Here is a 21,950-nt window from a genome sequence, read left to right as displayed (position 1 = left end):
GCTAGGGCAGACTCTACTACCCGGCACTTTATTTACGCTGGCGATGCAGGCCGAAGCGCAAGCTCCTGCTTCGAGTGGAGTCGTAACTCTAGGAACGATTACTCCGGAGATGATCGATGCGGCCGCGGTAATTGCGGGTGTCACGCTCACGGCGGAACAGAAAAAGATGATGCTGAAGAAACTCGGCTCGCAGCGGGATTCAGTCTTAGCGATCCGGCAATTGAAGATCCCGAACAGCGTGGCTCCAGCGCTGATCTTTGATCCAGTGCCCCCGGGGATGGTCTTGGATAACATCGCGAAGCCGACGAAGATGAGCACGGCCCCAGATGTCAGCGCGTTGTCGACAAAGGCTGCAGCAGGGTTGGTTGGCCGTAATGAGGAGCTAGCCTTTGCGTCCGTCCGGGAACTGGCGGAGTTAGTGCGGACGCGAAAGGTTACTTCGGTGGAGTTGACGAAGATGTATCTGGCCCGCCTGAAGCGATATGATCCGAAACTGCATTTCGTAATCACTCTGACGGAGGAGCGAGCGCTGAAGCAGGCCGCGGCGGCAGATGCAGAGATTGCAGCAGGCAAGTATCGTGGACCGTTGCACGGAATTCCTTGGGGCGCGAAGGATCTGCTGGCGGTAAAGGGGTACAGAACGACCTGGGGTGCGGGTGGTTTCGAGAGCCAGAGCTTTGACTACGACGCGACGGTAGTGGAACGGCTGGACGCAGCCGGCGGAGTATTGGTCGCAAAGCTAAGTATGGGAGCGTTGGCGAGCGGGCCGATCTGGTTCGGCGGAATGACGCGTACGCCGTGGAACGCAAAACAGCCTTCAGGTGGCTCGTCGGCCGGCTCAGCTGCTGCTGTCGGAGCAGGATGTGTAGGGTTTGCGCTCGGAACGGAGACACTGGGCTCAATCTCGTCGCCTTCGACGCGATGTGGGGTGACCGGCCTGCGACCGACCTTCGGGTTCGTGCCGCGGAGCGGGGCGATGGCGTTGAGTTGGTCGATGGACAAGATCGGCCCGATCTGCCGGAGCGTGGAAGACTGCGCTTTGGTAATGAGCGCAATCCACGGGCCGGATGGCAAGGATCTCTCTGTACAGCATGCAACGTTCAACTGGGATGCCGAATTCAACTGGAAAAAACTTCGGGTAGGGTATCTGAAGACTGCCTTCGAGGTTCCCGATCTGCCTGCTGGGGCAAGCGAGGCGCAGAAGAAGGGGCATGAGCGGCAGCTTTACGACGCAAAATACGGAATAAGTGCTTTGGATGAGCTGCGTAACATGGGCGTGGCGTTGGTCCCACTGGAGATGCCGAACTTCCCGTTCGGAGATATCACGCCCGTATTAGAGGCAGAAGCTGCTGCAGCATTCGACGAACTGACATTAAGCGGCAGAGATGAGCTACTGACCGAACAGGGGCCCAACGAATGGCCGAATCAGTTTCGTGTAGCCCGGCTCTATTCTGCGGTGGACTACATTCAAGCGCAGCGGGCACGGACGTTGGCGATGGCAGAGATGGCAAAGCTGTTCGCCGAGGTGGATGTAATCGTGACGCCTTCGACGGGAACGCAATTGCAAGCAACCAACCTGACCGGACATCCGGCAGTAATTGTGCCCAACGGGGTGCGAGGAGACGGAACTCCGTTGCCCGAGCAGACCGGGGATGGCGCTCCTAATAACGTGGGTGGACCGGGAACGCCCGTGTCGCTGACGTTTCTCGGATCGCTGTACTCTGATGCACGGCTGGCGGCATTCGCGCGAGCATACCAGAAGGCCACAAGCTTCCATTTAATGCGTCCAAAGCTGGACTAGCCCAGAGTCTTTCGATATCCAGAGTACGTCAGAGAGATGTAGCCCGAAGAATGAGTTCACATTCCATTCCCTTGAGTTATTTAGCCGTGATCAAAGAAGGCCTCCATCCGCTAGCCCAGGAGGATGGTTTTGGACCCATCACAAAATGCAATGTCGCCCCAGATTGAATCTCCTCCCATGTGATCATCGGAACGTCCAGCGGCTTGCCATCGAGCGTTGCAGACTGGATATAGACGTTAGTCGCTGAGTTATTCTCCGCCAGTACACGGAACTTCTTGCCATTACCAAGTTCCAGCGTCATGCGTCTGTACATCGGGCTCCCGATCATATACTCGCCACTCGCTGGATTCACCGGATAGAAGCCCATCGCCGTGAATAACAACCACGCCGACATCTGGCCGCAATCGTCGTCGCCATCCAGGCCTCCGGCATCATAGCCATACTCCGCTGCCGCAATTTCACGTACCTTCTCCTGTGTCTTCCAAGGTCTTCCGCCGAAGTCGTAAAGATATCCATAGTGATGGCTCGGCTCATTGCGGTGGACATTATGCCCGCCACTGAAATGGAGATCCAGCTTGGCGTCATACGCCTCAGCTCCACCCATGAGCTGCAATAAGCCCGCCTGGTCGTGAAACGGCGACCATGTGTATACCCACGCATCGCCTTCAGTCCAACCCGAGACCGACCGGTTGCCATCAGTATCTCGTGCTCCACCGATTGGAGCCCACTTGCCATCGGAGGTCTTACCGTTCATCAAACCGAGTGCTGCGTTGTAGAGGTTTCGATCATTCAAAGATCGCTGCAGAAAAAATCGATAGTCTTCTTCGTGTCCAAGTGTCTTTGCGATCTGCGCGACACACCAGTCATCGTAGCTATCTTCCAGCGTGCGTGAAGACGCCTCGTCCGTCTTGTCTGTAGGAATATAGCCCAATCGCTTGTAATACGTTAGACCGGCACGGGCTTCATAGGGAGTATGCTCTTCGCGATCCAGCCAGCGTCGTGTCGTATCGCCGTCCGGCGGTGTCATTGCATCCTTGTAGACCGCATGCCATGCCAGTTCGCGATCAAAGCCGCTAAACCCCTTTCGTATCGCCTCGGCGACTAGGGAATCAGCATGCGTTCCAATCATGATGTTTGTGTAACTCGGATTCGGCCACTTAGGCATCCATCCGCCCTCTTTGTAGTTCTGCAACAGCGCCGTTATCATGCCGTTTACACGTTCCGGTGCGACAAGTGTCAGCAAGCTATTTTCTGCGCGAAACGTGTCCCAGATCGAATATGCCGTGTAGCTTTCACCCGTGTGAATCTGGTCGTCGAAGGCACTGTAATAACGGCCGTCCTCTGAGAAGATTCGAGGGTACATCAGCGCATGGTAGAGCGCGGTATAGAGCCGTCTCTTCTCTTTGTCTGTCGTGCCATCGACCTGTATTCGGTTCAACTTCTCATTCCAGGTGGCCCGCAACCGCTGCCTCACCACGTCGAAGTTCCACTCAGGCATCTCGCGCTTGAGATTAGCCCGTGCTTCGTCGAGACTCAGAAACGATGTGCCCACATGAACAAGAACGGTCTCACCTGGTTCGAACTCTGCGTATCCTCCACGAGCAGACCCCGCCGCATCGTCTTCCATGCCGTAGGTCTTCAATTCTTGTGGAGCTCGTTGAAACTGGATGACGAAATACCCCTTAAAATTCGGAAGTTTATAAGGACCCAAATGCGCGTCCATACGATGTGGGTTGTAGCCTGTTATCTCATGTGACTGTGCATCGACGGCTGCGAAACCCGCAATACCGGGCCGCGAAGTCTCCACTAGCACACGCGCCACGCCGCCTTTTGGAAATCGAAAACGCAACATCGCGCAGCGCTCAGTCGCTGTCATCTCGGCGCGAATGGTTCTGCCACCACCCGCATCGAGGGACACACCATAGTAATCCGGTCGAGCTACTTCGGTGCTGTGCTGGTAGGGTAGTTTGCGGCTATCAGGCGTCGTTCGCAAGACACCCGTCTGCGGCATGAGCGTCACATAGCCATAATCACCCATCCAAATCGCCGGCTGATGAGTGCCCATAAAGCCGGAGATCGTAGGGTCGTCATAGTTATAGGACGTGATGCTTATCTTGTTCTGACGTGTCTGCGGCGTCCAGTTTGTCATACCAAAGGGTGGCGAGACAAACGGCATCGTACCGCCATATCCAATCGTGCTCTTCTGTGTTCCGATCAGCGGATTAACATAAGAGGCGGCATCGCGAGCGTATGCATATCCAATAGTAGAGAATAACGACACAATGACAAAGCAAAGCTTGCGCATGGAAAATGAGTATAGTGGCGGCCCAGATGCGTACGCAATGTCCGCCTCTCATAGAGAGGCCCCCACCTATGTTGTTGCAGCGGCAGAATAAGCCCTTTGCCTTTAGCTCGTCCGGCTAAGAGCTTTCTTAGCTGATGCTGATTTCTTCACCGCTACAGGTTTCTTGCCTGCAACTTTCTTTGCTATAGGGGAAGATTTAACCGTTCTCTTAAGTTTCGCCCAACGAGCCTTTTGAGCGGCTGCAATGCGTGCTCGACCAGCCGCGCTCATCTTACGCTTCTTAAACGTGGTGCTTGCCGCTCCAGGAACTTTCTTGAGAGTCGCAGTGAGTTCCTTTGCGTGTCGTGGGCTTAGCTGAGCCGGTGTAGTCGTGCCTACAAGTGCAGCTCGTGCCATCTGAAGCCGAGCTATCTCTGCATCGATCTTTTCAACAATATTGGTCATGAAGCCTCCGTAAGTAAGATATCGTGCTTGGAGATATTTAGCTCACTCATTAGAGCACTAACTCCAACAGTTCCTTTAGGAAACAATATCGAACTAGAGGCACGATAACTAGAAGCCAGAGCTTAGGTGCAATATACCCCTCTTTCAGTCATTCATAACTGCAATGACATAGCCGAATTAATTGATCTGTTCAGCGAACAAGTTAACGCAAACGATTAATACGCTCCTTCGATAGAAACAATTGCCCCGCAGACAAAAAATAGATCATCATAGCCCTTCTCTAGCGGCGTCTCTTCTAACTTGTTTTTGCCAGAGTCAGAAGCAACTTCATTACCGGAAAAGATCCAGTTGAGAGGGCGAGCTCCTCTTCTTCACTCTCGAGCGCATGCGATCGAACACGGTTCGTCCACCGAGCGACTCCGAAATATCGCGTTCATGAGCGATAGCTTCGTCGAAGTTGGCAAACGGCTCCCGCTCCTCTTCGACCATACGAGTAAGACGATCCAGTCTGCGAAACCCTTCTACTTTTTCGGTCTGACCAAGACGTGCAGCATCCAATGAACGTCGCAACACAGAAAGAGATTCGTCGTATGTCTTGAGAGGTACTGGAAAGGGATGACCATCCTTCCCGCCATGCGCGAAAGAAAACCGTGCCGGATCAGAGAATCGACTGGGCGCTCCATGAACAATCTCTGCAACCAATGCGAGAGACTGCAGCGTACGCGGTCCCAGACCCTCTACTAGTAACAGCGACGCGAAGTCGCGAAGCTCCTGCTTATGCGCGACAGCTAAAACAGCGCCGAGGCGTTTCAGATCCACATCGTCAGCCCGCACATCGTGATGCGCCGGCATCGTAAGTTTGCGTGCTTCCGCTATCGAGCCTTCGATAGGCTGGGCGGCAATCTTGAGCAGAGCTTGTTGAGCATCCGACGCACGCGCATCGACCAGGTTGAGGATCGTGCCTTGCGGGCTTCCAACAATCGCGGTGTGCGGATCAGAGACGAAGTCCCGTACTGTGGCGGAGTGCCAATGGTAGCGCCTGGCAAGATGGCTTGTCTGATTCATGCCCTGCTGAACAATGGCCCACTCTCCGGATCGGTCGATCACGAAGGTATGGAGATAAAGCTGAAAGCCATCCGCAATTGCATTGTTATCCACCCGGGCAGTGAGCCGGCTCGTCCGCGCAAGAGCATCGCCATCGAGACCCGTCCGAGCGCCGAAGGCCCTCAGCTCATCCGGCGTTCGAACCGAGTGCCGCCCGCGTCCCCCGCAAATCGCAAACCCAAACTCCGAAAATCGAGGGTTCAGCCCACGCTTCAGCGCGCCCATGACGGATGTGGTGATACCCGAGGAGTGCCAGTCCATCCCCATGACGCAACCCAGCGACTGAAACCAGAACGGGTCGCTTAGACGGGTAAGAAACTCCGAAGGTCCATACGAGAGCACAATCTGTTCGACGATGGCCGTCCCAAGCTGCGTCATGCGTTCGGCCAGCCAGGGCGGCACGTGCCCGCCGTGGAGAGGAAGATCAGCACTCCCAGAACGCTTCATCCATCTATTTTCGTACAAATTACCTTTAGGGAGCTTTGTGAGGCGGAATGACATCTCAAACCGGCCAGAGACGTCTCCGTCTTCAACGACTATAAAGACCAGGGCGGTCAGTATCGGACGCACGCAGCATTGGCAGATAATCCGCCGAATCCGGTGGCGACCGGTATGCTTCTCTTTGACCATTACCTCCAGCATTGCTAATCTTTGCAAAGTTTGATGTGTCAGCGGCTAAGATGAAGAAGTCACCTTCATTTGAGTTGTAAGACATACGCCTACCCCGTCCAATAAGCTGGGGTAAACAGGAGAAAACGTGGTCCCGACAATTCCAGCGATCCAAACAGCCATCGGCCTAGAAAATCAATGGCTTCCATTCACGCCGAACCGTGACTTCAAGGACGACCCCCGGTTCTTTGACCGTGCCAAGGGAGTCTACTTTTACGGCATGGAGGGCCAGGAGATCTTGGATGGAAGCTCCGGCCTCTTTACGACACCCGCTGGACACGCACGGCAAGAGATTGCTGACGCCGTGTACGAGCAGATCCTCCGGCTGGACTACACCTCGAGCTTTCTTCGTAGCCATCCGGGATCCTCCGCCGTGTGCCAGAAGCTGGTAGAGCTTCTTCCGCACGGCCTCAACCGGATCTTCATGGTGAACTCAGGCTCTGAATCTGTCGATACCGCACTAAAGATTGCGTTGCAATATCACCGTGTGCGAAAGCAGGCCACGCGCACCCTCTTCGTCTCTCGCGAGCGGGCGTATCACGGCGCGAATCTCACAGGCGTGGCGTTGTCTGGCATTCCAAGCAACAGGCGCGACTTTGGATCTCCAATTCTTCCTGTGGTGCATATGCGCCACACCTGGCTCGACTCAAACAGGTTCCAGCCAGGACAGGGCGAACATGGCGCCGAACTGGCAGATGATCTCCTCCGCCTCATTCACCTGCACGGCTCCGAGAATATCGCCGCATGCATCGTCGAGCCCATAGCGGGCTCTACCGGAGCCCTGGTCCCTCCGCTCGGCTATCTCGAACGGCTGCGCGATATCTGCACAGAGCACGAAGTGCTGTTGATCTTCGATGAGGTCATCTGCGGCTTTGGAAGAACCGGCCTGGCTTTCGCCTCTCAGTCCTTCGGTGTAACTCCAGACATCATCACGATGGCAAAAGCTATAACAAACGGTGTCATCCCGATGGGTGCAGTGGCCGTGCGGGAGGATATCTACGAGACGATAGTAGAGGCCGATCCCAAACGGACAGTAGAGCTCTTCCACGGATATACGGGTTCTGCCCATCCCGTCTCTTGCGCGGCTTCATTGGCCACGTTGAAGATCTATGAAGAGGAGAGTCTCTTTGAAAGAGCAAAAGAGCTCTCGCCTCACTTCCTTAACCGATTGTTCAGCCTCGCCAAGGTCCCAGGTATCACAGACATCCGCGGTTACGGGATGATCGGTGGGATCGACATCGATCCGGCAACCGTGGGCATGGATGGATATACCTTTCAAAAGAGGCTCTACGACGGAGGTCTGCACATCAAGACGACTGGCAATACATTGATCGTGACTCCTCCATTTATATGCACCGTCGATGAGATCGACCGCATCATCGACATCATCGAGACCACGCTTCAAAAAGGAAGATAACTCCGGCAAAGGGAACTACTCGACCGGTTTTTTGACCAATGCCGGTTATGGCCTCGGCTCCCCGCCAAAGCCATAACCGGCACGTTCGACGCAAGACACCCCTTCAGCGAGACCAGAGAACAACGAAGCAGTTGTAGCGAGTTTCGCTAGAAATGCTCCCTACTCCTCACTGGAGTAGGTTTAGGAGCAATATCCGGGAAATCCTCGGCATTTGTATAACTGTCTTGATCCCAACCTTTGCAAACTAGACCTATGAGGCTCATACTAAGTCACCTATGAAGGTGAGCTAAGTCTTGTAGTTCAGTAGACGGCAGATTGTATCTCTATCATCTGATCCACTATCTCTAGGTGGAGTTAGCGCTTATCTGTATGATGGGCGACAGTACTAGCGAAGCCGATGCTGCTCTGACTTATAGGTAACTTGCATTCGTTCATTTTTTGTTCCTTCTGTGAAGCCACCGTACTTGTACGAAAAAGGCCGGCATCTGATGAGCGTTCTTCCCGCAGGTCTGGATTCCAGAGTTATTACAGCAGTGAGTCGATCGAAGTTGCGCCTTGACCTCCGTATAGCGGTTCATGACGGCAAGCGTCTTGCTGCGACACACCATTCAAAGAAATGGCTTCCATTAGGACACTTCGCGTCAGTTGAGCCAGCTATCTGCGGCTCCCTCGCGCTGTGGCCCTCCTCGCTCGTCGTTGCAGAGTACAGTCTCACGAAAGGGCGACAAGGAAGCCTCAAGCCAGCGATTCAAAGCCTCCCGACATAAGAAATCGCACTACAATCCATGCTTTTACGCTCTACGGTGGCAGGAATTGAGATGGGTGCTATGTCCCCTTTAAGATGGAAGATGCAACTAGCGTTCTGGGCGGCTATTCTTACCCTTCTTATGATGGGCGCCATCGCCTATCGGGGAGTGGTGATATCCAGTGAAAGCAGCCAGTGGGCGCAGCATGGCCAAAAAGTCCTCGAAGCCGTCCAGGACATTCTTATCTCCGTGGAGAGTAGCCAGGCCAGTAGCCGCGGCTTCGTACTCACCGCGGAAGAGTCTTATGCCAACTCCTACCGACAAAGTCTGTCCCAGCTTCAAATAGACCAGGTCAACCTCCAGACTCTGACTTTGGATAACCCAACGCAACAAGCTCTCCTTCCTGCCCTCTCCGCTCTCATAGGCCAAAAAACACAGAGCATGAACAGCATCATGGAGATCCGGCGAAAGCAGAATCTGATCGCCGGAGCTGACGCCTTTAGGCGGGGCCAACAGATTACGGACCAACTTCAAGCAGTCGCAGTCAAGCTTGAAAAGGAGGAGCTACGGCTGTTGGAACTGCGGAACGGGGTAACTAGAAACCACCTGAGTCAAACCCGTAGATGGCTCCTGTTGGGAACGGCATTTGGACTATTGATCGCCAGCATCGCTGGTTGGATCGTCAGGCACGACAACGCGTCGCGCGGTATGGCTGAGAAAGCTCTCAGGGAGAGTGAAGAGCAATACCGCATGCTTCTCGATGGCGTTCACGACTACGCCATCGTCATGCTGGACCCAGGCGGACGGGTAGTAAGTTGGAATGCGGGCGCGCAACGGATTCACGGATACGCCGCTGACGAAATCATCGGCCAGAACTTTTGTCGCTTCTTTCTAGAGGAAGATATCAGCAGGGACAGGCCACAGGAGATGCTTAGACTCGCTGTAGCAGGCGGACGGCATGAGGAGTTCGGCACTCAGGTCCGAAACGATGGTTCGCAGTTTCTCGCGAGCATTACCTTCACCCCCTTGCGCGATCCCGATGGAACCCTGCGCGGATTCTCTGAGATTAGTCGCGATCTCAGCGAGAACAAGGAGTCCGGAGCCAAGTATCGTGGCCTCTTGGAGGCTGCCCCGGATGCCATGGTGGTGGTGAACCAGGGCGGCGAGATCGTGCTTCTAAACGTGCAAGCCGAAAAGCAATTTGGCTACCATCGTGACGAGCTTCTAGGCCAGCAAGTAAAGAACATCATCCCCGAGGGCTTTGCAGAGAGATTGATCGCCGACGGAACACGAACAGCCACAGAAGCTCTCGCCCAGCAGATCGGCATGGGCATCGAGCTCCGTGGACGTCGCAAGAACGGCACTAACTTCCCCATCGAGATCATGCTCAGTCCGTTGGAGAGCGCCGAGGGCATCCTTGTAACAGCCGCGATCCGCAATATCAGCGTCCGTAAAGATGCCGAAGAGCACTTGGCGCAGATGGAGGCAAGATACCGCGGCCTCCTGGAGGCCGCCCCCGATGCCATGGTGGTGGTGAACCAGCGTGGGGGAATCGTTCTCCTCAACGTTCAAGCCGAAAAGCAGTTCGGCTACCGCCGTGACGAACTGCTAGGCCAACAGGTAAAGAACATCATCCCCGAGGGCTTTGCAGAGCGGTTGATCGCGGACGGAACCAGGACCGCAGCGGAGGCTCTCGCCCAACAGATCGGCATGGGCATCGAGCTCTACGGACGACGCAAAGACGGCAGCGGTTTTCCCATCGAGATCATGCTTAGTCCGTTGGAGAGCGCTGAAGGCACCCTCGTAACGGCCGCAATCCGCAACATCAGCGTCCGTAAAGACGCAGAAGAGCATCTAGCGCAGATGGAGGCAAGATACCGCGGCCTCCTAGAGGCTGCCCCCGATGCGATGGTGGTGGTGAACCAGCGCGGTGAAATTGTCCTCCTAAACGTTCAAGCCGAAAAGCAGTTCGGCTATCGCCGTGACGAACTCCTAGGCCAACAGGTAAAGAACATCATCCCCGAGGGCTTTGCTGAGAGATTGATCGCCGACGGAACTCGAACCGCCACAGAGGCTCTCGCCCAGCAGATCGGCATGGGCATCGAGCTCTACGGATGCCGCAAGGATGGCACCGAGTTTCCCATCGAGATCATGCTTAGCCCGCTGGAGAGCGCCGAAGGCACCCTTGTAACAGCCGCGATCCGCAACATCAGCGTCCGTAAAGACGCCGAAGAGCACTTGGCGCAGATGGAAGAGAGATACCGCGGCCTCCTGGAAGCCGCCCCCGATCCCATGGTGGTTGTAAACCAGGGCGGTGAGATCGTGCTCTTGAACGTCCAGGCCGAAAAGCAATTCGGTTACCACCGCGACGAACTTCTCGGTCAGCAAGTAAAGAACATCATCCCCGAGGGCTTTGCGGAAAGATTGATCGCGGACGCACTTCGATCCGCTGAAGATGCTCTCGCTCAACAGATCGGCATGGGCATCGAGCTCTACGGGCGCCGCAAAGACGGCAGCGGCTTTCCCATCGAGATCATGCTCAGTCCGCTGGTAAGCATGGAAGGCACTCTGGTAACAGCCGCTATCCGGAATATCACCAGACGCAAGATGGCAGAGGCAAATCTGATGCAGAAGGTCGAAGAGCTAAACCGCTCCAACGAGGAGCTGGGACAGTTTGCCTACATCGCCTCACACGATCTGCAGGAACCGCTTCGCATGGTGGCGAGTTACACCCAGCTTCTCTCAAGAAGATATAAAGGCAAGCTGGACTCCGACGCGGATGAGTTCATCTCCTTCGCGGTAGACGGAGCGAATCGTATGCAGCGGTTGATTCAGGATCTGCTCGCTTACTCTCGTGTCGGCACGAAAGGAAAAGATCTACTCCGCATCTCTTCGGAAGACGCACTGGAACAAGCCATCAAGAATCTGGGCCGTTCGATTGAAGAAGGCGGCGCATGTGTAACCCACGATCCATTACCCACAGTTCTCGCAGATGAGATGCAACTTGTTCAGTTGTTCCAGAACTTGGTAGGCAACGCTATCAAGTATCATCTGTCGAACATGCCTAAGGTCCACATCTCTGCGGAGAAAAGTAATAGGGGTAAGTGGATCTTCTCCGTGCGCGATAACGGGATAGGAATTGACGCGCAGTACTTCGATCGAATCTTCGGTATGTTCCAGAGACTCCACAAGCGAGAGGAGTTTGCTGGGACCGGTATAGGACTGGCTATCTGCAAGAAGATAGTCGAACGGCACGGCGGTACTATCTCCGTCGAATCGCAACCAGGGCAGGGATCCACTTTTCGCTTCACGCTCGCAGAAAGTCAGCGCATATGACAAACAATGCAAAAGCCAAGCCCGTAGAGATCCTTATGGTGGAAGACAGTCCGGGAGATGTCAGGCTAGCGAAAGAGTTCTTTCGCGATGCGGATGTAGCCATCCAGTTGCACGTCGCCGAGGATGGCATAGAGGCCATGGATTTCCTCCTGCGGGAAGGAGCTCACACCGCTGCTCCTCGACCTGACCTTATCCTTCTGGACCTGAATCTGCCTCGGATGGATGGCCGTGAGGTCCTGGCGAACATCAAACAGAACGAAACCCTCAAGAACATCCCCACCATTATTCTGACCACCTCAGAGGCAGAGGAGGACATCTTAAAGAGTTACCAGCTTCATGCGAACTGCTACGTAAGTAAGCCCGTACAATTAGAAGCCTTCGAAAGCGTGATGCAGAACATAAGTGACTTCTGGCTCACAAAGATTAGGTTTCCCGGCTTACTCTCGCGTAAAGTGAGCGCACACGAAGAAAATTATTGGAGAAATGTTATGCCCGTAGAGATTTTAATGGTGGAAGACAGCCCAGGAGATGTCAGGCTTACGCGAGAGTTGTTCCAGGATGCTGACGTGGCAGTCAAGTTGCACGTCGCCGAAGACGGTGTAGAGGCCATGGCTTTTCTGCGGCAGGAGGGAGTCCATGCCAACGCTCCCCGGCCCGATCTTATCCTGTTGGACCTCAATCTTCCCCGGATGGACGGTCGAGAGGTTCTCGCGAACATCAAGCAGAACGAGAGCCTCAAGACAATTCCGACCATCATCCTCACCACCTCGGAGGCGGAGGCAGACATTATCAAAAGTTATCAGCTTCAAGCAAACTGCTATTTGAGCAAACCCGTGCAGTTGGATGCTTTTGAGGGCATCGTCAGAAGCATCAGCGATTTTTGGCTCACTAAAGTTAAATTTCCAAGCAGAGGTAAATCCGATGAGAAGTGGATCGAATAAGCGACTTCTGTTGGTGGAAGATAACCCGGGAGATGCCCGTCTGCTTCGCGAGATGCTTAGCGACGAAGGGGCGCACAACATCGATCTGACCCATGTCGAAAGTATGACGCAGGGTGAAGTTCACCTCTCCGGCAAAGTCTTCGATCTGATTCTTCTCGATCTGGGTCTTCCAGATGCACAGGGCCTGGACGCGGTTCGCCGCGCACACATCGCCGCCCCGCGCGTTCCTTTAGTCGTCTTGACCGGCCTGGATGACGAGTCGATGGCCTCTCAGGCCTTGAAAGAAGGAGCGCAGGACTATCTCATCAAGGGCCAGATCGAGACCCGTGGCCTGCTCCGCGCCCTTCGTTATTCGGTCGAACGCAAAAACATGGAAGAGGCTCTCTTCGTCGAGAGGGAACTCGCGCAGATCACCCTCAACTGCATCGGCGACGCCGTCGCCTGCACAGACAGCTTAGGCAACGTAACCTTCCTCAATCTGGCTGCGGAAAAAATGACCGGGTGGCCGCTACGGGAAGCATCTGGACGGCCAGTAGAGGATATCTTTTCGATCTTTGACGCGACCAACCGGCGAGTCCTTCCCAGCCCGTTGGAAGCAACCGTTGGGAAGAACCGAACCGGGCATCTTCCCCCGAACTGTATCCTCGTCCGGCGCGATGGCTCTGAGATCCCCATCGAAGACTCGATAGCGGCGATTCACGACCGAGATGGAGTGCCCTGCGGCGCAGTTACGATCTTCCGTGACGTCAGCATCGCCCGGGCCATGGCAGTGGAGAAAGCGCACGCGGCCGAGCACGATTTTCTTACCGGCCTGCCCAACCGCATGTTGCTCAACGATCGCATCAGCCAGGCAATCGAGCTAGGCAAGCGCCACGGAAAGAGGGTCGCGCTGCTCTTTTTGGATTTGGATGGCTTCAAACACACCAACGACTCACTAGGCCATCCCGTCGGAGACATGCTGCTGAAATCGGTATCGAAGCGTATCCTCCGTTGCGTACGCGTCTCCGATACCGTCAGCCGCCAGGGTGGCGATGAATTTGTCGTGCTGCTCTCAGAGGTAGAGAAGGCGGAAGACGCAGCGATCACCGCGGGAAGAATCCTCGAGGCAGTCGCCGAGGCGCACTCCATCGGTGGCGACGACCTGCATGTCACCACCAGCATTGGGCTAAGCGTCTACCCGGACGACGGCGAGGACGCCGAGACCCTCATCAAGAACGCAGACACCGCCATGTACCAGGCAAAGGACAACGGACGTCAGACCTACCGCTTCTTCAAGCCCGATATGAACGTGCGTGCCGTGGAGCGTCAGTCGATCGAAGAGAGCCTGCGACGGGCCTTGCAGGGACAGGAGTTCGCGCTGCACTATCAGCCCAAGGTCAATCTCCGCACCGGAGAAATCACCGGTGCGGAGGCGCTGATTCGTTGGACACATCCAATCCGCGGCCCTCTCTCGCCCGACCGCTTTATCCCCATCGCCGAAGACTGCGGACTCATTCTTCCGATCGGCCGCTGGGTCCTTCGCGAAGCCTGCAGGCAGACGAAGGCCTGGGCCGATGCGGGCTTGCCGGTCATTACGATAGCCGTGAACATCTCCGCAATCGAGTTCCGCGACGAAAACTTCCTGGACGGAGTGTTTAACATCCTCAAAGAAACAGGTCTGGATCCGAAGCTCCTAGAACTGGAACTCACCGAGAGCGTTCTCATGAAAGGAGCCGACTCCACCGAGATGGCTCTCAAAACACTCCGAAAAAGAGGCATCCAGTTAGCAGTCGACGACTTCGGCACCGGCTACTCCAGCTTGAGCTATCTCCGAAAGTTTTCAATCGACGCCCTGAAGATAGACCAGTCCTTCATGACGCAAATTACCGCCACTCCCGAAGAGACCACCATCGTCACCGCCATGATCAGTATGGGGCGGAGCCTCAAACTCCGAATCGTCGCCGAAGGCGTAGAGACGCAGGAGCAGGCAGCATTCCTCCAGGCTCACCAATGCGACGAGGCGCAGGGCTACTACTTCAGCCGCCCTTTACCTCCGGAGCGATTCGCAACCCTACTGGAAGCCCGCTCTTTTCAATTGGTTGAAGTACCTGCTCTTCCGGCGGACCCAGCCCTGAAGGTCATCGCCTCGCGCTATTAGAGCTTCCCGGAATAGGGAAACTCGAACACCGATCCAGCCAGAGGCAGAACCAGGTTCACCTGCTTCGCCTTGGGAGCCTTCTGGAAGTACACGCGGCCCCGCACAATCTCATTGGCCTGAATGTTAGAGACAGCCAGATGCCTCTGGGCCGCCTCCCAATCCGCTGCCGAGGTCAGAGCAGCCTCCCCCTTGGCCGGTCCATAGAGCTCATCGATGCTGGGCTTCGCGGGCATCGCCGGAACCGCCGCACCTGGAGCGTCGCCCGTCACTCCCTTTCTATCCGGAGGCTGAACGGAAGCGACCGTCACCGCCTTGGCCTTCTTTCCCACCGCTGGACTAGCGGCCAGGGTCGGCATAGGACCGGGTAACGGCAGATCGCGCAACTCCTGCGGAGCAACATACAACAAAACTTTGGTCTTAGGCCCCACCACCTCCATCCGGAAGTCCTCCGGAGAGACATGCTGTGGATACCCGGCGTTGTTCGTGATGCTAACGTCCGCGCGCGTATAGCGTCCTTCGTTGGAGAGGGAAACCATCACCGTAAACTTCTTGGTCTCCATGACCTTGTAGTTTATTCCGAAGAGAACTTTATCTGTACATTGCGCGTTGACCCCGCAAGTAAGAACGTTGTCGTTCAGGCTCGATGGAATCTTTGAGGCGATCGAAGATCCGCTGCTCCCAGCCAGGGCAAGGAGAGAAAAAGCCGGAAGAAAAATCCTCCTGGAAAGGGAAGCGCGAACGGCAGACATGGAGCAGTACCTCTCGGCAAAAGTGGGAATATGCCGAAGCGTACTGAGAGGTTGCCTGGGAATATATCCCCCATTTGGGGGATATCCATCGTCATTGCTCGCAATTAAATCCCCGCAGCCCCTCACACCTGCTACCATTACATTACCGGCGAAACATCATCGCCTGAAAGTAGGAGCATTATGGCAGCAGGAACAGTAAAATGGTTTAACGACGCAAAGGGTTTTGGCTTCATCACCCCCGAAGATGGTGGCGAGGATCTCTTCGCTCATTACTCAGCAATCAACTCCAGTGGCTTCAAGTCCCTTCAGGAGGGCCAGCGCGTCTCCTTCGACGTCACCACCGGCCCCAAGGGCAAGCAGGCTGCTAACATCCAGCCCCTCTAGTCCGCGACACCCGAGATTAGAAGCAAACAAGAAGACCACGGCATTAGCCGTGGTCTTCTCCGTTTAACCTACTCATCCACAGCAACTTCGCCCCAAAACTAGCGTTCTTTTGAACGTAACATTCGCAAGGAGGAGAACGCTATGAAGAAACGACTGCTCTCAACCGTTTGTGGAATGGCAATAGGAGTAGGCCTTGCCCTGACTCCAGGCATCGCCGACGCACAGGTCGTCGTGCGCATCGGCCCACCGCCTCCCGTCCACGAAAGAATCCCTCCCCGGCCCCACGAACACCCTGACTGGGCATGGCAGGCAGGCTATCACCGCTGGGATGGCAATCGCTACGTCTGGGTTCCGGGCGCTTATGTGCCTCCCCCTCGCCCCCATGCTGTTTGGACCCCCGGTCGTTGGGACCATCGCGGCAACGGTTACGTCTGGGTCGAAGGTCGCTGGCGCTAAACCACACCTCTTGGCGGGCCATTCCCGGCCCGCCAAGTTATCATCATCTGCATGAGTCCCACCCCCGAAGCCCGCGCAAAGAAAATCAAAGTCCTCATCTTCGACGTCGACGGCGTCCTCACCGACGGTCAGATCATCGTCGTCCCCGACAGCGCCGGTCCCGAAGCCAAAGGCATTGAGGTCAAAGGCTTCTCCGCCCACGACGGCCTCGGAATCACCCTCGCCCGCCTAGCCGGAATCCGCGTCGGCGTCATCACCAAACGCCAGTCACAGACCGTCGCCATCCGCGCCCGCGACCTCAAGCTCGAGTTCGTCTACCAGGGCCAGGCCCACAAGATGAACGCCGTCCGTGAGATCCTCTCCCTCGCCGGCATCACCATCGACGAGCTCGCCTACGTCGGCGACGACATCATCGACCTCCCCGTCATGCGCCTCTGCGGACTCGCCATCGCCACCGCCAACGCCCGCCCCCAGGTCAAATCCATGGCCCACTACACCACCCCCAACTCCGGCGGCCAGGGAGCAGGACGCGACGCCATCGACTTCATCCTCAACGCCCGCGGCGTCCTCGATCAGGTCATCGAGCAGTACCTCGACGAAGACAACGCCGCCGCCGAACTAGCCGACGTAGGCACCGGAAACATGTAGCCACGTCGTAAGTCTAGGCGAATAAAGCGCGAATCTCCGCGCTACAATTGGTCTATGCAGTCGCTCGAAATCCCGGCCTCCCTCGCCTGGGCGCACCCCGTCACCGCGGAGTGGTTCGTCACCAAGTTCGGTACGCCCACCGAGCCGCAACAGCACGGCTGGCCCGCCATCCTCGCCGGCGAAACTACCCTCATCTCCGCCCCCACCGGCTCCGGCAAAACCCTCTCCGCCTTCCTCGTCTGCATCGATCAGCTCCTCCGCCAGGCCATCGACGGCAACCTCGCCCCTTGCACCCAGGTCGTCTACGTCTCGCCCCTCAAGGCCCTCTCCAACGACGTCCAGAAGAACCTCGATCAGCCCCTCCGCGAGATCCAGCAACTCGCCCTGGAGCGCGGCTACCTCTCCACCGACATCCGCACCGGCGTTCGTACCGGCGACACCCTCACCAAAGAGCGTGCCGCCATGCTCCGCAACCCGCCCCATATCCTCGTCACCACCCCCGAATCCCTCTACATCCTCCTCACCGCCGGAAAATCCCGCGAACACCTGCGTCACGTCCGCACCATCATCGTCGACGAGATCCACGCCATCGCCGACGACAAGCGCGGAGCCCACCTCGCGCTCACCCTGGAGCGCCTCGACGCCCTCGTCACCGGTGCGAACCACCTCTCCCCCGGAACCTTCCTCACCGGCCTTAGCTCGCCGCCTCTTCGCATCGGCCTCTCCGCCACCCAGAATCCCATCGAGCTCGTCGCCGACTTCCTTACCGGCATCCACCCCTCCCGCCAGCCCGCCACCATCATCCAGGTAGGCCAGCGCCGCCAACTCGACGTCGCCATCGAAGTCCCGAGCGACGAACTCGGCTCCGTCACCACCACCGGCATGTGGTCGGAGATCTTCGACAAGCTGGCCGCCCACGCCGAGAACCACCGCTCCACCCTGGTCTTCGTCAACACTCGCCGCCTGGTCGAAAAGATCTCCTTCGAGCTCGCCGCCCGCCTCGGCCCGGAGCACGTCGCCGCCCACCACGGCTCGCTCTCCCGCACCCTGCGCCTCGACGCAGAGCAGCGCCTCAAAAACGGCGAAATCAAGATCCTCATCGCCACCGCATCCCTCGAACTCGGCATCGACATCGGCGACATCGACCTCGTCTGCCAGATCGCCACCACCCGCGCCGTCGCCACCGCCATGCAGCGCGTAGGCCGCGCCGGCCACTGGCGCGGAGCCATCCCCAAGGGCCGCCTCTTCGCCACCACCCGCGACGACCTCATGGAGCAGGCCGCCCTCATCCGCAAGATGCGCGCCGGCGAGCTCGACCGCCTCGAAATCCCCGAGGAGCCCATCGACGTCCTCATGCAGCAGATCGTCGCCGCCTGCGGAGCCGAGCCCTGGCCCACAGAAGCCCTCTACAACGTGCTTCGCCGCGCCTACCCCTACCGCAACCTCACCCGCCCCCGCTTCGACCAGCTCATCACCCTGCTCAACGAGGGCATCGAGTCCAGCCGTGGCCGCTACGGTGCGTACCTGCTCCACGACAGCATCCAGGGCCACCTCCACCCTCGCCGCGGCTCCCGCATGATCGCCATCTCCAACGGCGGAGCCATCCCCGACACCTCTCTCTTCAACGTCATCTTGCAACCCGAAGGGATACAAATCGCCACCCTCGACGAGCACTTCGCCGTCGACTCCTCTCCCGGCGACGTCGTCCTCCTCGGCAACAGTAGCTGGCGCATCCAGCGCATCGAAGCCGCTGGCCGCGTCCTCGTGGAAGACGCCCACGGCGCTCCCCCCAGCCTCCCCTTCTGGGAGGGTGAAGCCCCCCAGCGCACCGCCGTCCTCTCCGATGGAGTCGGCGAGCTTCGCGAGCAGATCTCCGCCCTCACCCCCAACGTCCCACCCGGCTTCATCTCCCCCGCACAGCCCGAGGTCGCCGCAGCCATCCACTGGCTTACCGAAACCTGCGGCGTCTGCCACTCCGGAGCCTTGCAACTCATCGCCTACATCGTCTGCGGCCGCGCCGTCCTCGGCGCCGTGCCATCCAAGTCCACCATCATCGCCGAGCGCTTCTTCGACGAGGGCGGCGGTATGCAGCTTATCCTCCACGCTCCCTTCGGCGGCCGCATCAACAAGGCCTGGGGCCTCGCCCTGCGCAAACGCTTCTGCCGTGGCTTCAACTTCGAGCTGCAAGCCGCCGCTACCGACAACGGCATCAACATCTCCCTCGCCGAGCAGCACTCCTTCCCACTCGCCGACGTCTTCCAGTTCCTCACCGAGCACACCGCCAAAGAGCTCCTTGAACAAGCCGCCATCGCCAGCCCCATCTTCAAGAACCGCTGGCGCTGGGCCGCCGGACGCAGCCTCCAGCTCCTGCGCTTCTCCAAGGGCAAACGCATCGCCCCGCAGATCCAGCGCACCCGCTCCGAAGACCTCATGGCCAATGTCTTCCCCCAAGCTGCCGCCTGCTTCGAGACCATCGTCGGCGACATCCAGATCCCCGATCACCCCCTCGTCGACGAGGTCATGAAGGACGTCCTCCAAGAGGCCATGGACCTCGAAGGCCTCATCGAAGTTCTGCGCGGCATCAAGTCCGGCGCCATTCGCTGCCTCGCCGTCGACACTCCCATTCCCTCCCAGTTCGCCCACGAGCTCCTCAACGCCAACCCCTACGCCTTCCTCGACGAGGCCGGCCTCGAAGAGCGCCGCGCCCGCGCCGTCAGCCTGCGCCGTGGCCTCCCCGACAACGTCACCGAAGGCGCAGGCCGCCTCGATCAGCAAGCCATCAGCACCGTCCGCCGCGAGTGCTGGCCCGACATCCGCGACGAACACGAGCTCCACGACCTCCTCCAAAGCCTCGTCGCTCTACCCATCGCCACGCTGAACGACGACAACGCCCGCCACTGGCTCCACTTCTTCACCCGCCTCGAAGCCACCGGCCGAGCCACCACCTTAGACTGCGCAGGCCAACCCTGCTGGATCGCCACAGAACGCCTCCCCCACACCTCCGCTCTCTACACGCCCCCTTCAGAAGCTGTTATCTCCCCAGAAAGTGTCATCCTGAGCGAAGAGGTCCGCGCACTTGCGGACCTCGAAGTCGAAGGACCTGCGGTTGCACTTGCCGTTGCCTGTTCTTCCTCCGATCAGCCCAAGCCTGATAAAGCCACCGAGCAAGTTACAAAAGAAGCCGCCCTAAAACAATGCGTCCAAGGCTGGCTACAGATCCTGGGCCCCACCACCGCTGCAGCCTTCGCCGACCGCCTCAACCTAGCTCCCGCCGCCATCTTCCAGGCCTTCTTAGCCATGGAGATGCAAGGCCTCCTCATGCGCGGAGCCTTCGAGCATCCAGCCACTGAGGAAGATCACCACATCGAATGGTGCGAGCGTCGCATCCTCCAGCGTATCCACCGCCTCACCCTCAGCACCCTGCGCAAACAGGTCGAAGCCGTCTCCCCAGCCGTCTACATGCGCTGGCTCCTCGGCTGGCAGCACCTCGCCCCTCAGACCCAGCTCAGTGGGGAAGAGGGCGTCCTCGAAGCCCTCCAGCAACTCGAAGGCTTCGAAGCCCCTGCCATCGAGTGGGAGCGAACCCTCCTCCCCGCGCGCGTCGCCAACTACGATCCCCGCTGTCTCGACGCCCTCTGCCTCTCCGGAGCCGTAGGCTGGGGCCGCGTCTCTCCCCACCCAGCCTGGTCCGCAGGCGACGGCTCCGCCCCCCGCCGCGTTATCCCCACCAACGCCGCCCCCATCACCTTCTACGTTCGCGAGTCCGCCGACTGGCTCCCCCACGCCCTGGCCCAGCAGTCCGTCGAAGAATCGAAACTGGCCGCCGCCCTCAGCCCCGAAGCTCTCCAGGTCCGCACCCTCCTCCAGCAGCGCGGAGCCTGCTTCTCCAACGACATCCAGCGCATCGCCAACCTCACTCGCCCGCAAACCCAACACGCCCTCTGGGAGCTCGCCACCGCCGGCCTCGCCGCCGCGGACGGCTTCGACCAGCTCCGTTGCATGATGGACCCTCGCCGCAAATCCTCCACCTCCGACGCCTCCACCAAGCGCCCCACCCGCAGTTCCGCAGGGCGCTGGTCCCTCCTCTCCGAAGAACTCAACGCCGCCGCGACTCCAGCTCAGGAATCGATCGCCCAGGCTCGCCGCACCGACGCCGCCCTCGAATCCGCCGCCAAAATGCTCCTTAGCCGCTACGGCATCCTCTTTCGCGACCTCCTCGTCCGCGAGTCCAACGCCCCCAAATGGCGCGACCTCCTCGGCATCCTCCGCCGCCTCGAAGCCCGCGGCGAAGTCCGGGGCGGCCGCTTCGTCACCGGCTTCGGAGGCGAGCAGTTCGCCCTCCCCCAAGCCGTAGAATCCCTCCGCGCCTCCCGCACTCGCGACTGCACCGCCATCATTACCGTAGCTGCAGCAGACCCCATCAACCTCGTCGGCATCGTCGTTCCCGGCGACCGCATCTCCGCCGTCCCAGGCAAGCAGGTCCAATACCGCAACGGCCAACTGCACACCGACCTCGAAGCAACAGAAGATCAGCCACCGGTGAAGTCCACCTCCGCCAGACGAGCGCCAGCGCTGCCGCCAATCCTCACCCCGCCTACTCTCCCAGGCGATCTAAGATTGTTCCAGTAATGCCAGCCGCCTAATGCCAGACGCCCCCAAACCCGCGCCTCCGCAGCCGCAAGACGAAGCCCCCACCCTCGCGCCGGAAGACTTCTACTACGAAGGCCCATACCTCGTCTTCACCGCCGCCTACCACCTCAAGCGCGGCTACTGCTGCAACTCCGACTGCCGCCACTGCCCCTACAAATAAATA

At 58.1% G+C, this 21,950-nt stretch carries 14 protein-coding genes; 10 read left to right on the top strand and 4 right to left on the bottom strand.

All coding sequences use genetic code 11. From position 1 onward, the window contains the following. Window positions 1-1,801, top strand: a 1,801-nt coding sequence (locus HB393_RS24010) for an amidase (protein WP_213807758.1), incomplete at its 5' end; no start/stop codon positions are given. Window positions 1,802-1,877: 76 nt separating this feature from the next. Here the strand turns inward: HB393_RS24010 and HB393_RS24005 are convergent. The 3 genes from HB393_RS24005 to HB393_RS23995 form a co-directional block, all read right to left on the bottom strand. Then, window positions 1,878-4,106, bottom strand: coding sequence for a GH92 family glycosyl hydrolase (locus HB393_RS24005; protein ID WP_213807757.1), 2,229 nt, complete (start codon window positions 4,104-4,106; stop codon window positions 1,878-1,880). Window positions 4,107-4,208: 102 nt separating this feature from the next. Then, the gene (locus HB393_RS24000; RefSeq protein WP_213807756.1) at window positions 4,209-4,550 is read right to left on the bottom strand and encodes a hypothetical protein; all 342 of its coding nucleotides are present in this window, start codon (window positions 4,548-4,550) and stop codon (window positions 4,209-4,211) included. Window positions 4,551-4,880: 330 nt separating this feature from the next. Next, the gene (locus tag HB393_RS23995; protein WP_213807755.1) at window positions 4,881-6,101 is read right to left on the bottom strand and encodes a DUF763 domain-containing protein; all 1,221 of its coding nucleotides are present in this window, start codon (window positions 6,099-6,101) and stop codon (window positions 4,881-4,883) included. A gap of 310 nt (window positions 6,102-6,411) precedes the next feature. Here HB393_RS23995 and HB393_RS23990 point away from each other — a divergent pair, with 310 nt between their 5' ends. From HB393_RS23990 to HB393_RS23970, 4 genes are all read left to right on the top strand, one after another. Beyond that, window positions 6,412-7,740 carry an aminotransferase class III-fold pyridoxal phosphate-dependent enzyme gene (locus tag HB393_RS23990; protein ID WP_213807754.1) on the top strand — a complete coding sequence of 443 codons (1,329 nt, stop codon included), beginning with the start codon at window positions 6,412-6,414 and terminating at the stop codon, window positions 7,738-7,740. A gap of 848 nt (window positions 7,741-8,588) precedes the next feature. Next, entirely contained in the window at window positions 8,589-11,822 is a 3,234-nt protein-coding gene (locus tag HB393_RS23985) for a PAS domain S-box protein (protein ID WP_213807753.1), read from the top strand. After that, the gene (locus tag HB393_RS25430) at window positions 11,819-12,763 is read left to right on the top strand and encodes a response regulator (protein WP_345945415.1); all 945 of its coding nucleotides are present in this window, start codon (window positions 11,819-11,821) and stop codon (window positions 12,761-12,763) included. The genes HB393_RS23985 and HB393_RS25430 overlap by 4 nt, the downstream gene beginning before the upstream one ends. Continuing rightward, on the top strand, window positions 12,744-14,900 hold the full coding sequence (locus HB393_RS23970; protein WP_213807752.1) for an EAL domain-containing protein: 2,157 nt from the start codon (window positions 12,744-12,746) through the stop codon (window positions 14,898-14,900). Before HB393_RS25430 ends, HB393_RS23970 begins: the two co-directional genes overlap by 20 nt. Here the strand turns inward: HB393_RS23970 and HB393_RS23965 are convergent. Then, on the bottom strand, window positions 14,897-15,460 hold the full coding sequence (locus HB393_RS23965) for a hypothetical protein (RefSeq protein WP_213807751.1): 564 nt from the start codon (window positions 15,458-15,460) through the stop codon (window positions 14,897-14,899). The two genes, HB393_RS23970 and HB393_RS23965, sit on opposite strands and share 4 nt — an antisense overlap. Window positions 15,461-15,829: 369 nt before the next feature. Between HB393_RS23965 and HB393_RS23960 the strand changes: the two genes are divergently transcribed. The 5 genes from HB393_RS23960 to HB393_RS23940 all read left to right on the top strand — a co-directional run bounded on the left by HB393_RS23960 (window position 15,830) and on the right by HB393_RS23940 (window position 21,947). Further along, window positions 15,830-16,033: a cold-shock protein gene (locus HB393_RS23960; protein WP_213807750.1), complete on the top strand. Its 204-nt coding sequence runs from the start codon at window positions 15,830-15,832 to the stop codon at window positions 16,031-16,033. A gap of 141 nt (window positions 16,034-16,174) precedes the next feature. Next, window positions 16,175-16,489: a hypothetical protein gene (locus tag HB393_RS23955; protein ID WP_255551565.1), complete on the top strand. Its 315-nt coding sequence runs from the start codon at window positions 16,175-16,177 to the stop codon at window positions 16,487-16,489. A gap of 51 nt (window positions 16,490-16,540) precedes the next feature. Continuing rightward, on the top strand, window positions 16,541-17,137 hold the full coding sequence (locus tag HB393_RS23950) for an HAD hydrolase family protein (protein ID WP_213807749.1): 597 nt from the start codon (window positions 16,541-16,543) through the stop codon (window positions 17,135-17,137). Between the two features lie 54 nt (window positions 17,138-17,191). Next, window positions 17,192-21,766 (top strand): DEAD/DEAH box helicase, encoded by a 4,575-nt coding sequence (locus HB393_RS23945; RefSeq protein ID WP_213807748.1) that lies wholly within the window; start codon window positions 17,192-17,194, stop codon window positions 21,764-21,766. Between the two features lie 13 nt (window positions 21,767-21,779). Then, window positions 21,780-21,947, top strand: a complete 168-nt coding sequence (locus HB393_RS23940) for a DUF5522 domain-containing protein (RefSeq protein ID WP_213807747.1) — start codon at window positions 21,780-21,782, stop codon at window positions 21,945-21,947. The last annotated feature ends 3 nt before the right edge of the window (window positions 21,948-21,950 follow it).

The organism is Granulicella sp. dw_53, assembly GCF_018449545.1.
In the GTDB taxonomy this organism is placed as follows: Bacteria; Acidobacteriota; Terriglobia; order Terriglobales; family Acidobacteriaceae; genus Edaphobacter.
The sequence above is the reverse complement of the archived record's forward strand: the minus strand, read 5'-3'. Positions and strand labels throughout refer to the sequence as shown.

Coding starts and splice junctions, on each gene's coding strand:
- HB393_RS23985 (WP_213807753.1), top strand. CDS start 8,589: ATGCAACTAGCGTTCTGGGCGGCTATTCTTACCCTTCTTATGATGGGC.
- HB393_RS23955 (WP_255551565.1), top strand. CDS start 16,175: ATGAAGAAACGACTGCTCTCAACCGTTTGTGGAATGGCAATAGGAGTA.
- HB393_RS23945 (WP_213807748.1), top strand. CDS start 17,192: ATGCAGTCGCTCGAAATCCCGGCCTCCCTCGCCTGGGCGCACCCCGTC.
- HB393_RS23965 (WP_213807751.1), bottom strand. CDS start 15,460: ATGGAGACCAAGAAGTTTACGGTGATGGTTTCCCTCTCCAACGAAGGA.
- HB393_RS23940 (WP_213807747.1), top strand. CDS start 21,780: ATGCCAGACGCCCCCAAACCCGCGCCTCCGCAGCCGCAAGACGAAGCC.
- HB393_RS23970 (WP_213807752.1), top strand. CDS start 12,744: ATGAGAAGTGGATCGAATAAGCGACTTCTGTTGGTGGAAGATAACCCG.
- HB393_RS25430 (WP_345945415.1), top strand. CDS start 11,819: ATGACAAACAATGCAAAAGCCAAGCCCGTAGAGATCCTTATGGTGGAA.
- HB393_RS23960 (WP_213807750.1), top strand. CDS start 15,830: ATGGCAGCAGGAACAGTAAAATGGTTTAACGACGCAAAGGGTTTTGGC.
- HB393_RS23995 (WP_213807755.1), bottom strand. CDS start 6,101: ATGAAGCGTTCTGGGAGTGCTGATCTTCCTCTCCACGGCGGGCACGTG.
- HB393_RS24000 (WP_213807756.1), bottom strand. CDS start 4,550: ATGACCAATATTGTTGAAAAGATCGATGCAGAGATAGCTCGGCTTCAG.
- HB393_RS23950 (WP_213807749.1), top strand. CDS start 16,541: ATGAGTCCCACCCCCGAAGCCCGCGCAAAGAAAATCAAAGTCCTCATC.
- HB393_RS24005 (WP_213807757.1), bottom strand. CDS start 4,106: ATGCGCAAGCTTTGCTTTGTCATTGTGTCGTTATTCTCTACTATTGGA.